General features: G+C 68.9%; 10 protein-coding genes and 3 pseudogenes. 4 read left to right on the top strand and 9 right to left on the bottom strand.

Going from position 1 to position 14,834, the window contains the following annotated elements:
• Positions 1-35: 35 nt before the first annotated feature.
• Together ACFU9P_RS33935 and ACFU9P_RS33940 are read left to right on the top strand one after the other, a co-directional pair.
• Positions 36-722, top strand: coding sequence for a hypothetical protein (locus ACFU9P_RS33935; RefSeq protein WP_384088500.1), 687 nt, complete (start codon positions 36-38; stop codon positions 720-722).
• Positions 723-2,010: 1,288 nt separating this feature from the next.
• Positions 2,011-2,538: a hypothetical protein gene (locus tag ACFU9P_RS33940; protein ID WP_384088503.1), complete on the top strand. Its 528-nt coding sequence runs from the start codon at positions 2,011-2,013 to the stop codon at positions 2,536-2,538.
• Positions 2,539-3,592: 1,054 nt separating this feature from the next.
• On the opposite strand, the gene ACFU9P_RS33945 is transcribed toward ACFU9P_RS33940, so the two are convergent.
• The 4 genes and pseudogenes from ACFU9P_RS33945 to ACFU9P_RS33960 form a co-directional block, all read right to left on the bottom strand.
• Positions 3,593-4,645 carry a LacI family DNA-binding transcriptional regulator gene (locus ACFU9P_RS33945; RefSeq protein WP_384088506.1) on the bottom strand — a complete coding sequence of 351 codons (1,053 nt, stop codon included), beginning with the start codon at positions 4,643-4,645 and terminating at the stop codon, positions 3,593-3,595.
• Positions 4,646-4,671: 26 nt separating this feature from the next.
• Positions 4,672-5,652, bottom strand: coding sequence for an ROK family protein (locus ACFU9P_RS33950; RefSeq protein WP_384088509.1), 981 nt, complete (start codon positions 5,650-5,652; stop codon positions 4,672-4,674).
• A complete protein-coding gene (locus ACFU9P_RS33955) occupies positions 5,649-7,343 on the bottom strand; it encodes a class I mannose-6-phosphate isomerase (protein ID WP_384088512.1) in 1,695 nt (564 codons plus the stop codon). The genes ACFU9P_RS33950 and ACFU9P_RS33955 overlap by 4 nt, the downstream gene beginning before the upstream one ends.
• A 555-nt stretch (positions 7,344-7,898) precedes the next feature.
• A pseudogene (locus ACFU9P_RS33960) lies at positions 7,899-8,306 on the bottom strand (TetR/AcrR family transcriptional regulator); the annotation flags it as partial.
• A 214-nt stretch (positions 8,307-8,520) separates the two neighbouring features.
• On the opposite strand from ACFU9P_RS33960, the pseudogene ACFU9P_RS33965 reads away from it, so the two are divergent.
• A pseudogene (locus tag ACFU9P_RS33965) lies at positions 8,521-8,751 on the top strand (Tn3 family transposase); the annotation flags it as partial.
• A gap of 262 nt (positions 8,752-9,013) precedes the next feature.
• Here the strand turns inward: ACFU9P_RS33965 and ACFU9P_RS33970 are convergent.
• Positions 9,014-10,525, bottom strand: coding sequence for a GMC family oxidoreductase (locus tag ACFU9P_RS33970; RefSeq protein WP_384088515.1), 1,512 nt, complete (start codon positions 10,523-10,525; stop codon positions 9,014-9,016).
• Between the two features lie 482 nt (positions 10,526-11,007).
• Between ACFU9P_RS33970 and ACFU9P_RS33975 the strand changes: the two genes are divergently transcribed.
• A complete protein-coding gene (locus ACFU9P_RS33975) occupies positions 11,008-11,427 on the top strand; it encodes a carboxymuconolactone decarboxylase family protein (RefSeq protein WP_384088518.1) in 420 nt (139 codons plus the stop codon).
• 65 nt (positions 11,428-11,492) lie between these two features.
• Here ACFU9P_RS33975 and ACFU9P_RS33980 read toward each other — a convergent pair whose 3' ends face one another.
• From ACFU9P_RS33980 to ACFU9P_RS33995, 4 genes and pseudogenes are all read right to left on the bottom strand, one after another.
• Positions 11,493-13,163 (bottom strand): CocE/NonD family hydrolase, encoded by a 1,671-nt coding sequence (locus ACFU9P_RS33980; RefSeq protein ID WP_384088521.1) that lies wholly within the window; start codon positions 13,161-13,163, stop codon positions 11,493-11,495.
• Positions 13,160-13,477 (bottom strand): SDR family oxidoreductase, encoded by a 318-nt coding sequence (locus tag ACFU9P_RS33985; protein ID WP_384088568.1) that lies wholly within the window; start codon positions 13,475-13,477, stop codon positions 13,160-13,162. The genes ACFU9P_RS33980 and ACFU9P_RS33985 overlap by 4 nt, the downstream gene beginning before the upstream one ends.
• Positions 13,478-13,552: 75 nt before the next feature.
• Positions 13,553-13,671, bottom strand: a pseudogene (locus ACFU9P_RS33990) (short-chain dehydrogenase); the annotation flags it as partial.
• A 30-nt stretch (positions 13,672-13,701) separates the two neighbouring features.
• Complete coding sequence (locus ACFU9P_RS33995; protein ID WP_384088525.1) at positions 13,702-14,781, bottom strand: aldo/keto reductase; 1,080 nt, start codon at positions 14,779-14,781, stop codon at positions 13,702-13,704.
• Positions 14,782-14,834: the final 53 nt, after the last annotated feature.

The following is a 14,834-nucleotide window of genomic DNA, read 5'->3' on the forward strand; positions in this document are numbered from 1 at the left end:
ATGGGTGACCGCGCCGGCTGGGGGACGGAGACGCAATGGGAGACCATCCAACGGCCCCGGACAACGGCCGATCCGCTCAATCGGCGGCGGAGGACGAGAACCCGCTCGGCGAGGTGACAAACACCCTCTGGGGCTCGCTCATCGCTCTGGCGGGCCTCCTCACTGTCCTAGGCATGAACAGTGACAGGCTCTTCGTCGCGCTGAACAACAATACGTGGCTGACCCTGCTCGCGCCCGCGCTGGCCATAACCGCCGTCGCTCTGAGCTTCTACGCGTACTTCGCCCGGCAGAGAACGCTCCTGATTTTCGGCAGCACGGCCTATGTCGCCGCCCTCGTGGCCTCCCTGCTCGTCGCCACCCTCGCCGCTGCCGGGAACGGCAGGCCCACCGTGACAAGCGTGAGCCTCACGGGCCAACGGCCCCATATTTCCCTGACATTCACCGTCCACGCGGTCGGTGTCGATCGCAATGATCATGTGGCCGCGTTCGCGCGGTCACTCTTCAGAAGCGATGGCAAGTTGGGAACCACGGAACTCTATTCAGGCTCGCTCAGGCCCGATGACATGGGGCAGGTGAACCAGAAAGTCACCATTCCGCTTACGCTGAAGGACAACGAAACGCATCTCACGATCAACGTCTCCAATAGTGGAGACAAGGGCAAAAGCCAGTGCACGACCCGTTCCCCAACTGCCCCTGCCTGTGTGACGGTCAAACTGCCGTAAAAGAATCGAGCATGGCCGGCCGGGCTGGGCGGATGCTCTGCGGATGTCCCGGTCCGTCCCGCCTTTTGTCCACCTCCACGGACTCGACGAGCGCCTCGTACAAGCAGCAGCCCGGTCAGTGATCCTGCCGGAGTCGATGGTCTGCGATCACGGCATGGTGTTCGTCTCGGACAGTTTCCGCTCCTTGTGCCGTTGGCTCGGCATCGACTTCCAGCCCGGCCACCTGGGCACTTCCACCGACAAGCCACACATCGAGCGAGTGATCGGGACGGCGGGGACACAGCTCCTGCAGTACGTTTCGGGCTCCCTCGGCTCCTCGGTGGAGCACCGGGGCCGGGACGCCGCCGTACAGCCGTTGTGGTCACTGCCTGAGCTGCAGGGGCCATCAACGCCAACGGCGTGGAGATCAGCCATCGCGTCTACGACGACGCCCAGCTGAACGGACTGCGACGCCAGCCGTCGGGAGTCACCGATCGCAAGGATCTGTGGGAGGTCCGTACCGACCCCTACGACGTGACACGGATCCGGGTGCGGAAACACCATCACGGCGGTTGGATCACCCCGTTCTGGAAACATCTGTCCACAGCCCGGGCCCCGTTCGGCGAACTGCACTGGAACAACGCGATCAGTGAACTGCACGAGAGTGGCGTCACGGATCCCGCTCAAGACGAAATCGCCGCGGCGGTCGGCAAGTTGCTCCAGCGTGCACACGACGGTCCGCCCGGAGCCTCCACGGAGAAGACTCCACCCCGGCGCAGGCAGCGGCGCCCCAACGCGCTTGGCCGTCCCGTTGTCCTCGATACATCCGCCTCGCGCGCCCGCCCCCGGACGAGGTGGCCCGTGCCGAGCGCCGTCGCCAGACCGTGGCGACCGAGGCCGCCGCCCTGCGCCGCGCCCGTACGGAACGCGCTGCCCGGCACGCCGGGGCGGCGACCGCCGCTGCTGAGCCGCTCAGCGGCATGTGGAGCCGGGTAGCGGCTGGGCGCGGATCGGCCCGCCAGGCCAGGCCAGGCCAGGCAGCATATGGCGGATCTGAGTACCGGAATACTCACGACATGAATCTGCCTCGACGATAACTTTCAAAGCGCGGCACGTGGTATCCGAGAGCGCCGCACCATCCCACTTGGCACCGGCTGCGCCCAGCGCCCCGACGCGAACCATGCGGTGGCTTCAGAACGTCGGTCGGCGGTCACGCGCAGAGGTTCCCTTCGTCATCAGACGTGTCCGCGGGTTGCCCAGTCTTCACAGACTGCGCCCGAACTCCTCCGCCAGACTGGAAAGGGACATCATGGCCCGACGAAAAACGCTCCTCCTCGGCCCGTTGGCCGCCCTCTTCGCGCTGGTGCTCACTGTGGCGCTGCCACAGTCGGCGCAGGCGTACAGCTTCACCGGCATCGTCAAGGTCAGACAGACCGGATCCTACTGTGTCGGGGACCAGGCGGGCATCGACCACATCACCCCGGGTACGTTCTCGGGGAACCTGGCCTACGCCAACGCCTATGCCTACAAGGGCGACTGCGTCACGCCCGCGGTGATGGAGGCCAGGTCCCGGCTGGAACTGCGGTTCTGGAACGAGGCGCAGGGCGCCTGGACCACCTGCCGGAGCACCGACTGGACGTACGGCACGACGGGCAGCGACATGTGGGGGCCCACCGGCCCCTCGACCCTCCTGGCCTACGGCGGCCCGGTCTGCGGGGTCGGCTGGTATGCGACGCGGGCATACGCCGAGGTCTGGAACCCCTACGTCATCGGCGGTGGGTTCTGGACCGGCGGCAGCACCACCTCCCCTTACGAATGGGTGGACATCAGCGGCTGACCACATGCCACCACACCGAGGACGCGGCCGCCCGTCCCGAACTCCGCCCAGCCGCTTGCCCCACGCCCCCGTCGTCGTGCGGGATCCGTGGGCAGCGGCTGGGCGCTGGCGCAGGGCGTCCGGGACCGCGGCCCCTTGATCGCCTCGGCCCGCGTCGCGCCGTCATCCGTCCACCCCTTGCCAGCGACGACGGCCCTGCCAGGCGGATCACGCATCTCCCGCCCGGTCTTGAGGAGTCGACACCCGCTACGGCGATCCACCGACTGGATCGCCTCGCTACTCGTCGGCAGTCTTCGCCCTGCTGACGGCGCCACCTACCCCACAGCCCTTGTCCGCGGAGGCCTGGCCTTCGCGGGCAGCGCCAGATCTCGGCTGCCTGCTCAACCCCCTGTCGGCCGGGGGTTCGAGCACACTCTCGGAGGCGATGACAATCCGGTCCGCTCGCTTCTCCATTACTTCGCGTCAGCACCAGACGGATCCGGTCCCCACTCCCCGGGCGCCCCCCGCCGATGTCCGCCACACCGTCTCGCGGCCGAAACACCGCTCGCACCCGTCCCCCCTCCTCTGCCGACCTCCATCTGGCTCCCCGCGCCCGACCAACCGAATGCCGCGCCCGGCCCAGGCATCGTGCTGCCGGACCGGGCCGTTGAGAAGATCCGTACCGGGTTCACCCGTCGGCCCGGGCACCTGCCCGCGCGGCGAACGAAGCCGCACCTGGAGCGGAAGTCCCGTCCCACCCCGCGCGGTTACGCACTCCGTGGCCCCTCACGACAGAGCAGATCAAGCGCATCGTCACCAGCCTGGGCGACATCAAAGACCGACTCCTCGCCGCGCCACCCGAACGTAAGCACCCGCTGTACGAGAGTCTCGGAGTCAGTCCGGGAGGACCTTGTTCGGCCGCAAACACGAGGCTGGGCAGGAGCCACAAAATGAGCCTGGTCGCGCTTGCGGTGCTGATCCGAGATGTGTCCAGGGGCGATGGCGGCGGGACGATCTCGGCTCATGCCGGTCACCGCGCGGTCGTGCCGCCGCTCCGTCTCCGTCACGGGGCAGATCACCGCCCGTACGCGGGCTCCGGTGGGCCATAGTGCACGAGCGTCGTCGGCACAACGGTGCGCCGGGGCGGGGTAGTCGCGCCGGCTCTGGTACGTGCAGTGCCCTCGCTCATACGGCTGACGAGCAACCGACCGGCTTCCCGGCCGAGTTCGTCGCTGTCGTAAGCAACGATGGTCAGTGGCAGGCCGAGCGCGTCGGCGAGTTCGAAGTCGTCGAAGCCCGCCAGTGCGGTTGTCGTCCCTGCGCGGCGGATGGCGCGGAAGGCGCCGATGGTGTTGCGGTTGTTGGAGCAGAACAGGGCGGTCGGCGGTTCTGGCAGGTCGAGCAGTTCCGCGGCCGCCTGAGCGGCCTCGCCGGTCTGCTGCTGTCCTTGGCGTATGTAGGTGGGGTCGTAGGGCAGACCCGCTGCGGCGAGGGCGTCGGCGAAGCCGCGCAACCGCTCGGTGCTGGTGTAAACAGCAGGCGGTGAGCCGAGGAAGCCGATCCTGCGGTGTCCGCAGGCAAGCAGTCGTTCAGTCGCGGCGCGAGCGCCGCCGTAGTCATCGACCAGCACGCAGTCGGCAGCGAAGCCCTCCGGTGGACGGCTGGCGATCACCACGGGCACGCCTTCGGCTGCGGCAGTGGCCAAGTGCCGCTGGTCGGCACCGGCGGGTACGGCGATGATCCCGTCGACACGACGGACGGCCAGGTCCTCAACAAGGCCGCGCTCGCTGTCGAGGTCCTGGCCCGTGTTGCCGATCACGGTCTTCAGGCCGTGCTGGGCGACGAAGGAGTCGACCCCCAGGGCCAGCCGTGAGTAGAAGGGGTTGGCCAGGTTGGTGACCACCAGGCCGATGAGGCCGGTGCCGCTGCCCAAGCGCAGGCTGCGAGCCATTTCATTGCGGCGGTAGCCGAGTTCGGCGACGGCCGCGCGTACGCGGGCGGCCGTGGCCGGCAGCACCTTCGGGTCGTCGCGCAAGACCCGGGAGACGGTCATGGCGCTGACCGCCGCACGCTCGGCGACGTCACGCACGGTTGGCTGCGCGTCTTTCGACCCACGTGTGTCGGGCATGCCGGCCGTGCCTCCCTTCGTCGGTCTCAAGCGGTCGCCGCGTGTGCCGCGCGTGCCGCGCCAATGAGTGCGGCCTCCCCGTCTGTGCTGGCGGGCTTCATCGCACGAGTATGCCGTGCAACGGCCGCCGAGACGCGACGCGGATCGGAAGAGGCAGGGCCGGCCGGAGGCCGCGGGCCGGCGCCGAGGGCGGCGGCGTCCGGTGCCCAGCCTCCGGTCACAAGTCCGATGCGCAGAGCGGGAGCGACGAGGTCCCAGGAGCGGGAGATGGAGCCTCCGACGACCAGGACGGTCGCGCCGAAGTCCGTCAGACGCGGGCCGAGTGCCGCACCCAGCTTGGTGTAAGTGTCGTCCAGCACCCGATGGGCCCGTTCCTCCCCTGCTCTGGCACGCTCGGCGATGTCGTGCACGTCGGCGGCCGGATCGCCGTAGCGGGCAAGGATCGCCTGGCGGGAGACGGTGTCCTCCAGTGGCCGGCCGTCGATCTCGGTAAGGTCCATGCGCCCCTCGGGCGGTACGCCGGCGCCGTCCCCACAAATGCTGCCGCCGTCCCCACAAATGCTGCCATCGGCGAGAAAGGCCGAGCCGACACCGGTGCCGAGCGTAATGCCGACAGCACGACGATGACCGCAGGCCGCTCCCGCGAACCACTCGCCGGTCAGGAAGGCATGAGCGTCGTTGACGAATACGACGTCGCCAGGGGGCTGCCACAACCCGTCGCGGAGTGCCGCTCGCACATCTATTCCGTACAGAGCGTCGAACTTGCCGACACCCGCGAACAGCGCGATCCCCGCCGCGTAGTCGAACGGCCCCGGCACCGCCACGCCCCACCGCGCGCCCGGAGGCGCCGGCAGCGGTTCAGCGCAGCGCCGTACGGCGTCGAGTATGTCCTCGGCGGCGCCGTGCGGGTCGAGCGGCCTGCGGGTACGGCTGGTGATGCGACCGTTGCGCAGGTCCACGAGGGCCGCGGTGACATGGGTGCCGCCGATTTCCAGGACGGGAATCAACGGACGAGCGCTTTCACGACCCGCACCGGGCCGTCACCGGTCGCCCGCAGGGTATAGCGCCCAACTGCGGCCGGAACGGTCAGCGTCTCCGCGTACGCCAGATCGTGCCGGTCTCCGGCGGCCGTGTGGACCGTGACGCCCTCGCCTTCTGCCACGTTCAGCACATGGAAGCGCCCGTGGGTATCGTCGTCCGCCTCAGCACCGGCGTCGAGCACGTACCTCCTGACCTCGTAGAACACCTCGTCCAGCGCGCCGATGACCTCCTCCCGCCAGCCGTTGCCCTCACGCAGGGTGCGCGGCTCCTGAACGAGGTCACGGGTGACGGCCTCGCCGCGTCGCTCCGTCTCCAAATTGGCAAACCCGTGCTCGTACGGCAGCGGTCGCGGACTGCCGTCGGTGCCGGGCCGCAGCCAGTCGTAGAACCGCAGGCTGTACAGGTACGGGGTGGCGCTGATCTCCAGCACGAGGTTGCCCGCCCCGCTGGCGTGCGGGGTACCCGCGGGGATCATGAACAACTGTCCCTGCTCGGCGGGGAAGACCAGAACGTGATCTTCTGGGTTCATGGGCACTCCGTCGGTGACGGACTCCCGTACCTCCTTGCGGAACAGATCGACGTCGGCGTCCTCCCGCAGGCCGAGGAGCACCTTGGTGTCAGGGCCGCCGAGAGTCAGGTAGTACGTCTCGTGCTGTGTGTACGTCCAGCCGAAACGCTCACGCATGTACGGCTCCTTCGGGTGACAGTGCACCGAAAGGCTTCCGCCACCGACCGTGTCGAGGTAGTCGAAGCGGATCGGGAACGATGTGCCGAAGCGGGCGTGTACCTCCGCTCCCAGCACGTTCTCCGGCTCCAGCACACACATGAGCTGGAACGGCACTTCGACTTGGGTCTGCGTCCCGGGACCGATGAGGATGCCGGCCTCGGGCGCGATCAGTTCGTAGCCGAGCGCGGTGTTGCGGGCGCCGGGGTCGAAGCCGAGTTCGCGCTGCGCCCAGTGGCCGCCCCAAGGAGTGGAGTTGAAGTAGGGGCGCGTTCGAACAGGCCGGCGTGCCAGAATCGCGTAGGTGGCACGCAAGCCCGCTCCGTCGATCAACGTCGGCTGTTCCGGACGCTGCATGTCGAGCCAGCCGTCGAGCCGGTGCGCGAGCGCGTCCCGGTGCCGGTCGAGCATCGGCCAGTCGATGTAGAACAGGCGCCTGAAGTCGGGCTTCTCGCCCGGCAGGCCGAGATTCACCCCCGTCTCGCCGGCGCCGGCGGCGGCCTCTGCGTACCGCTTCGGCACATCGGCGTACCACAGGAGGTCGTGCTCCACGAGTGCGGAGCCGGGCCCGTGGACAAGGAGCAGTCCTTCTTCAGGCACTGCGGGCCGCGGGAGGGCGTCGAAGAGGTCGTTGAGGGGGTTTTCGGCGAGCTTGCGGTAGTAGGGGTCGTCCGCGTCCTCCGGCCGTTCGGTACGGTGCCTGATGCGGGCCGGCGGTGCGTAGTGCTCGCGTACGTCAAACAGCATGACAGGGGTGCCACGCGCGGTCAGTTCGCGTTCGAGGCGATCGCCGAATTGGCTCCAGTCCACGGAGGGCGGTCCCTCGACCGCCACCACCGCCGGTCCATCGGGGAGTTGTGCGGCTATCGCTTGCCATCCCGTGCTGAGGTCGGCCTGCGGGGCGGGGGCATAGCGCGGATCGAGCCGGTACACACGGTCTCCTTCTGGAACGGGACGGACAACGGCGCCCGGGAAATTCGCCTGCCGACTGCTGGTGGACTGACAAGGCCGGCGGCGCTCCTGGCCCCTGAGACGGCTCCCGGGCGGGGGATCGATGTTATCGTTAACACGATTCGGAGGCAGCTTGACCGCCGGACACGGTCGATGTCAACACCTGTACTGGATGAAAGTGGTCCGGAGACGTGCATGCACCCTGTCCGCGATTGACGCGAAGCCTCGCCGACCCACCCTGCCGGCCTGGCAACCGCGGCCAGGCTGAGCCGGCCTCAGCAGAGGCAGCCGGAGTCCCGTTCCGGCGCCGGCGCTGACGGCGGCCCGCTGCACCGCGATGTCGACGATCAGACCGGGTCCGCCCCCGCCCCGGAATACTTCACGGCCCACGGCGAGGAGGTGAACGCCCAGCAAGCGTCCGCCGAGAAGCCGTGTGGTCCGGCACTCGCTGTCCAGGGGTGAGATCGCGCCCTGTCCGTACTTCGCGCGCCGCGTGGGAGCACCAGTGGCACGCGTCTGCCGCCAAGGCGGATCAGTCGTCCAGGAGGCCCCTCTGGCAGGTACCGGCTGAGCCCCGTCCAATGCAGCGCGGGTGATCTTGTGATGTTCGAGCAGGAAGGCGATGCGAACTCGCCCGTAGGCGATCAGGCGCTCGACAGGTGCCGCGCCCGGCCCGAGCGGCGGCGGGCCGCCCAGCACCTGTTCTTGGAAGGCGCGCTCTTCCTCATTCAGCAGGGCGTCAAAGATCCCCGCTCTCGTGCGGAAGCGGCGGAACACGGTGCCTTTGCCAAGGTTGACCCGCTCGGCGAGCCCGTCCATGGTCACCTTCTCGGCGCCGACCTCCGCGACCATCTCCCGAGCCGTGACCAGCAGTCGCTGACGGTTGTGAGCGGCGTCGACGCGCTCGCCACGAGGCTCGCCGAGCTCGTCGCTTCGCTCAGCCATCTGGACGCCGGGGTGACCACGGTCGTTCCGGCCGGTCGTTGATGGCCAGTCGTTGATGGCAGTGCCGGGCGGCGGCCGGGCCCGCCTGTCGGTGGACAAACTCGGCGCGCTGGGCGAGCCGGAGTTGCTGACCTGGCTGAAGGTCACCACGGAGGCGATGCTTCCCAGGATCGACCTGCCGGACCTGCCGTTCGAGGTGCACTCCTGGACCGGGCTCCTGGATGGCGGGCGGGGCCGGATCCGCCAGGCGTACCGGGAGGGACAGGAGGGCCGGCTCGCAGCCCTCGGGCTCGTCCTCAACGCCGTCGGGCTGCGGAACACGCGCTACCTGGACGCCGCCGTCGCCCAACTGCGTGCCGAGGGCCACGAGATCAGGGACGAGGACGTTGCCCGCCTCTCCCCGCTCAAGGACCGGCACGTCAACTTCCTGGGCCGCTACCTGTTCCACATCGGCGCGAGCGGCCCCTGCGCGACCCGGACGCGGCCGACGACGAAGAGACCGAACACCGACCATGTCAGGACCGGGTACGGCGCCACGGTTTGTCATGCAGGCCGCCGCACATGGTGCACGAGGCGGTGTATAGGGCGGCTGTGTCACCTGCCCCCGGTCCTGGGAGTCTCAGCAGGTCGAGTGACCACCGAGGCTGAACACAATGCTGAGCCCACCCGGTCGTGGCGGCTGCGGGTTGGCCGTGCAAGGGGCGGCGTCACGAAGCGGGTGAGGTTCCGGTTATCAGGTCCACGGCCTTTTCGGCTATCGCGAGGACGGTCGCGTTGGTGTTGGCTTCGGGCAACGTCGGCATGATCGAGGCATCGACGACCCGTAGGCCCTCGATCCCCTTCACTCGCAGGTGCTCGTCGGTCACCGCGGCGGCGTCAGTCCCCATCCGGCACGTGCCCCCGGTATGACCGTACGAAATGATCCCCTCGCACAGGTAGGCATGCAGGTCGTCGTCGCTCTGCAGCGCCGGACCGGGGAGCACCTCGTGGTCGCGCCAGGGCTGGAGGGCCTTCGCGCTGCCTGCCTGGCGTGCCTGGCGCAGACCGGCGATCATGCGGTCGACGTCCCGCTGGTCCGTGAGGAAGCCGGGATCGATGGCGGGCGCGACATCCGGGGCTCCCGAGACCAGGGTGACGGAACCACGGCTGTACGGCGACAGCAGGCCGACAACCATGGTGTAGCCACTGGCCAGGTCGGGCGGTGCCAGCGGCACGTCCATGAACAGGATGTGCAGGTCCGGCCGGGAGATGTCCTCGCTGCTGCGTACGGCGGCGAAGACATCGATGTGGTTGCTGTCGCCGGGGGTCATGTCCGCCGCGTAGGTGACCGCTCCCACAGGGTGGTCGGACAGATGGGCGCCGACCGCGGGCAGATCCTGGACGACCTCGATGCCGTGCTCGCGGAGCATGTCCGCAGGTCCCACCCCGGACAGTTGCAGGAGGTGCGGCGAGCCGACAGCTCCGGCGCTCAGCACCACCTCGCGGGTGGCCCTCGCCTCGGACTCGACCCCGCCTCTGACGTAGCGGACCCCTGTGCACCGATCGCCGGAGAAGGTCAGCCCCACCACCAGGGTGTCGGTGGCGAGGGTGAGGTTGGGGCGGCCGGCGGCGGGTGTCAGGTAGGCGTCGGCGGCGGACTGCCGGACCCCGTCGGCCGCGGTGAGCTCCGTCCAGGCGATGCCCTCGGGGTCCGCACCGTTGATGTCGTCCGATACGGGGATGCCGAGGTCCCTGAATGCCTCGAAGGCCGCCTGGGCCGCGGGGTGGGGGACGTCCACGGGCCTGGGGCGCACGGGCCCTCCGGTTCCCCGGTAGGCAGGGTCAAGTCCCTGGGTGTGCTCACTGCGTCGGTAGTACGGCAGCAGATCGGCGGATTCCCAGCCGCGGACTTCCCACGCGTCGAGGGCTGCGGGATGGCCGCGTACGTGCATCATCGCGTTGATGGCGCTGGAGCCTCCCAGCACCTTGCCGCGCGGGTAGACGATTTCCCTGTTGTTCAGCCCCGTCTGTGCGACGGTCTGGAACCCCCAGTCCACCTCACTCCCCCACAGGCTGGGCCAGGCGTGCGGAACAGACATCGCCGGAGGCCCTTCGGCCTGTCCCGCCTCAATCAGCAGCACCTCGACGGACGGGTCCCGCGACAAACCCGCCGCCAGTACGGAACCCGCCGTTCCGGCCCCCACCACCACGAAGTCGAATTCCTGCGCAGCTTCAGTCATGAGCACGTTCCCTTACCCTTTTACGACTTGCTGACCTATCCCCTTGAGGCTCCAGCGACTCGGCTGCGGATCGGACAACGAACCCACGCTAACCCCACGACCCCTAAATAGTCCCACTATTCCCGACTTTGCAATAGAATCATCATTTGTGGGAGGTTTGGGCCGCGCCGGGGTCGGCGGGAGCGGTGCCGGAGTTGGATCCCCACTCCGTTCTCTTCTCTCGAACACGCCTAATGACAGGAACCTGCTCAAGGACCGGGTGGCACGCATGTGGGCGGTCTTGCCGTCCACGGTCGGCGACTGAGCGCCGACGGGATCGACACCAGTCAGGTCGGCGGACTACCGGGGCGGACCAGGGTGATGACCCGACCTTTTCTCCAGCAGGTTCCATGAACTCACGCGCGACCATGCGACGGCGGGGTGGCAGCGCTCCGGGGCTTCCGGTGCACTGCCACCCCGCCGTACGGGTGCAGAATCGCGGTATGACCGAGCACACCCCCGACTACACCCGCGCCCTGGACAATGCCGAGCGGATCCTCGGCTTCAGCCTGGCGCCGTTCGTCGACCCCCGGCCGTCCGAGCCGGCCAACGCCTACGACTTCACCCGGATCGCGACCGAGCATGCCTTCAAGGACGCCTGGCCCCGCACCGATCACCTCGACCTGCGCTCCCGCGCGCTGGTCTCCGTCACCATCACGGCGAGCCTGGGAATCCTGGAGCCGCTCCGCGGCCAGCTTCGGATCGCGCTGCGCAACGGCGTGACCAAGGAGGAGATCGTCGAGGCCTTCATCCAGATGGCCGTCTACGCGGGCGTCGCCCGCGCGTTCGACAGCTACGCCGTGGCGCGCGAGGTCTTCGCCGAGTATGACGAGGCGGGCGGCGCGGCCCGCGACCAGAGCTGACGCGCCGCCGGATCACCAGCAGCGGCTGCTGCGGCGGACGGTCCGGCTCCCCGGTCGAACTGCCTCTACAGCGTGAGGACTGACAGATGCGCCGTGTCGTGGTGGATGAGGTGCGTGGTGGTTCGGGTCTTCGTACCGGTCCCGGGGGCCTCGCCGCTGCCGAGGTTGCGGGCGAAGCGAGGGAACGCGCCACCGGAGACCTGTAGCCGGACGCGGTGCCCGGCCAGGAACCGGTGGGCCGCCGGGTCGATGGTGATTCGTACCGTCCTGACATGGCCCGGGGCCGTGTCCTGGGCGGTGCAGCGGACGATCCTGTCGGTGACGTTGACCGAGCGGCCGGCTGGGTCGACATCGCAGATCCGGGCGAACAGGTCGGCGTCGGCATTGTCCGAGGTGATGTGCAGTTCCACGACCGGCGCGCCGTGGAATTCGAAGGGAGCGGTGAGCGGATCCGTCGTGAAGACAAGGACGTCGTCGCGCGCTTCGAGCTTCCGGTTGTCCTGCGCGCCGCCGCTGAGCGCCATCAGGCGGCCGCCGACCGAGGGTGTGGGGTTCTTGGGGTCGTAGCGGAAGCCCGTGGTGCTCGATGCCGCGGTGGGCGGGGAGTCCGCCAGCCTGCCGTCCTTCCGCAGGTACCAGGTCGTCCTCCGGCCGCCCTCGGGTGGCCAGGACTGGTGGTCCTGCCACTGCTTGGCGCCGCCCACGAATACGCGCACCGGTGCGTCACGGCGTACGGGCGCACGGCCCGCGGCGTGGGCGTCCAGCCACGCGATGGCCTGCGGCATGGCGATCTTGTTGTCGACGTCGAGATGGGTCCATGGGCCGACAGTCAGTGCGACGTCGACGTCGCGCGAGCGCAGCGACTCGTACTGCTGCAGCGTCTGGGTCAGGAAGAAGTCGTGCCAGCCGCCGATCAGCAACGTGGGCACGGTGCTTCGCTGGAGGGCGTCAGCCACGCGGTACGGCTCCCAGTACGGATCGTTCGGGTCCGTGTGGTCGACCCATTCGTCGAACCACGGTGTGGCTTTGCCGCTGGTGTCGTCCATCGCGCCGCGCAGCGGCAGCCGGTTCAGCACCGGGGCCAGTCGCCGTTCGGCCCGCACCATCCTGAGCAGGCCCCGCATCGGGCCGACCTGTTCCTGGTGCGACAGCAGATCGCACCAGCTCAGTATGTTGAACAGATCCAGCGGACCCTGCGAGTAGCCGGCGAGGCCGAGGTCGTGTACGCCGATCATCACGACCATCGCGGTCAGTTCGGGGGGCGGGTCCATCGCGAGCGCCCACTGGGTGAAGCCGAGATAGCTGCCGCCGGCCGTCGCGAGCCTTCCGTCGAACCAGTCCTGGGTACGCAGCCACGCGACGGTGTCCTGCGCGTCGTTGGGCTCGTCGGCGCCCGGCCTGTGCGTGCCGCCGGAGCCGAAGGTGCCGCGGGTGCTCTGGAGCAGGACGTGGTAGCCGCGCTCGGCGAAGGGCAGGCCCGTCATCAGGTCGTACGGGAATCCCCGGCCGTAGGGACAACGAATCAGGATGGCGGGTGCGGGCTCATGGGTGACGGGGATGTAGTGGTCGGCGAGCAGCGTCACCCCGTCCCGCATCGGCACGTTGACGGCCCGTTCCACACGTACCTTGTTCCGTTTGGCCGGCAGCCCCAGCAGTCGGCCGATCGCGGTGCTGGTCGCGTTCTTCCTGGCTTCCAGGGGCTTTGACTCGCTGAACGCGGGTGCGCTTCTGCTCATGGGTGTTCCTTGAGTGGTGGCCGAGGAGGGGGCCGTCGGATGCGGGCGAGTGCGTGGGCCCCTGCGTGGGCCCCTTTACAAACCCCCACTGGGCGCGGGTTGTCCGGCACGCCGATCTGCTGCGGGGTCGTTTCGGAGCACAGCCGGACCGCGGCGTCCGCGATCTCGTGCGCCTGGGCGATCCTGCCCACCGGATGGGCCGCCAGGAGCGACTTCATGGGTTCGGTCGCGGGGTCCATCGTGGCGATCATCGGAGTCTCGATCAGGCCGGGGCGCAGCGCGTTGACGCGTACGCCCCTGGGCGCGACCTCCAGTACCGCGCTCTTGCCCGTACTTCATCGAATCGACAGGAACGTGCCGCGCACGTTGGTAGCGATCACCGTGCCCTCGGTGCGCCCCGCGACCGTCACCAGCGCGCCCTCGGCGCCAGCGTCAGGGCGGTGGCGCGTCCGATGCCCGAGCCGCCCCCGGTGACCAGCGCGGTCCTGCCTGCGAACTGCCGCGTCATGGCTTGTCTCCCCTCACCGATGAGCGGCGGTCAGTAGCGGGTGTCGTTCTCGACCAGCGGCGGATAGGCGGCCGAGGGACTGCCGTCCACAGTGGCGCCCGCGAACTGCAGCATCCGTGCCAACTGCCGGTTGTTCTCGGCGGGGAAGTTCAGCTTCGGCGCCGAGAGCTCGTTCAGCGCGGCGCGCTGTGCCTCGGTGAGGTGCACGTCCAGGGCGCCGAGGTTGTTCTCGAACTGGTCGATCCGGCGCGCGCCGATCAGGGTGGAGGTGATGCCGGGCTGTCCCTGCGCCCAGGCCAGGGCGGTCTGGGCGGGTGTGGCACCCACCTCTTCCGCGAGAGCGTTGACGGCGTCGATCACGACAAGCTCGGCCTCGGTCGGCGCGGCGGCCCATGTGCGGGCGGTGTCGGTGGTGGTCGGGTTCGCGCTGGAGTACTTGCCCGACAGCATGCCTCCGTGCAGCGGAGACCACGGCAGCACGCCCATGCCCAGGGACTGGGCCATCGGGATCAGCTCGCCCTCCGAGGTCCGCTCAAGGAGGGAGTACTGCAACTGCAGCGCGATGATCGGGGCCCACCCGCGCAGCCGCGCGATGGTGGCTGCCTCGGCGGTCGCCCAGGCCGGCACGTCGGAGAAGCCCACGTAGCGGATCTTGCCGGCGCTGACCAGGTCGTCCAGCGTGCGAAGCGTTTCCTCGACCGGTGTGACCGGGTCGAAGTTGTGCAGCCAGTAGATGTCGATGTAGTCGGTCCGCAGGCGGCGCAGCGAGTTCTCCAGCTGTTGCACGATCGCCTTGCGGCTGGGTCCCCCGCCGTTCGGGTCGTTCGGGTGGAGGTTGCAGAAGAACTTCGTGCCGAGTACGAGTCGGTCCCGCAGCGACGACCGGCCGGCGAGGTAGTCGCCGATTATCTTCTCCGAGTGGCCGTTGGTGTAGACATTGGCGGTGTCGATCGAGTTGCCGCCGCGGTCGAGGTAGGTCGCGAGGATCTTCTCCGACTCCTCCGGACCGGCCCCCCACCCGTAGTCATTGCCGAACGTCATCGTGCCCAGGGTGAGGGGGCTGATCCGCAGACCCGAGCGGCCGAGGGTGACGTAGGAATCGAGTGACATCGTGGTCCTCCGTGCTGGGGGAATGCTTCACACCCTGTGGAAGCGGTTTCGAG

The organism is Streptomyces sp. NPDC057617, assembly GCF_042800555.1.
Classification (GTDB): domain Bacteria; phylum Actinomycetota; class Actinomycetes; order Streptomycetales; family Streptomycetaceae; genus Streptomyces.

Coding starts and splice junctions, on each gene's coding strand:
- ACFU9P_RS33935 (WP_384088500.1), top strand. CDS start 36: ATGGGAGACCATCCAACGGCCCCGGACAACGGCCGATCCGCTCAATCG.
- ACFU9P_RS33940 (WP_384088503.1), top strand. CDS start 2,011: ATGGCCCGACGAAAAACGCTCCTCCTCGGCCCGTTGGCCGCCCTCTTC.
- ACFU9P_RS33945 (WP_384088506.1), bottom strand. CDS start 4,645: ATGCCCGACACACGTGGGTCGAAAGACGCGCAGCCAACCGTGCGTGAC.
- ACFU9P_RS33970 (WP_384088515.1), bottom strand. CDS start 10,525: ATGACTGAAGCTGCGCAGGAATTCGACTTCGTGGTGGTGGGGGCCGGA.
- ACFU9P_RS33975 (WP_384088518.1), top strand. CDS start 11,008: ATGACCGAGCACACCCCCGACTACACCCGCGCCCTGGACAATGCCGAG.
- ACFU9P_RS33980 (WP_384088521.1), bottom strand. CDS start 13,163: ATGAGCAGAAGCGCACCCGCGTTCAGCGAGTCAAAGCCCCTGGAAGCC.
- ACFU9P_RS33995 (WP_384088525.1), bottom strand. CDS start 14,781: ATGTCACTCGATTCCTACGTCACCCTCGGCCGCTCGGGTCTGCGGATC.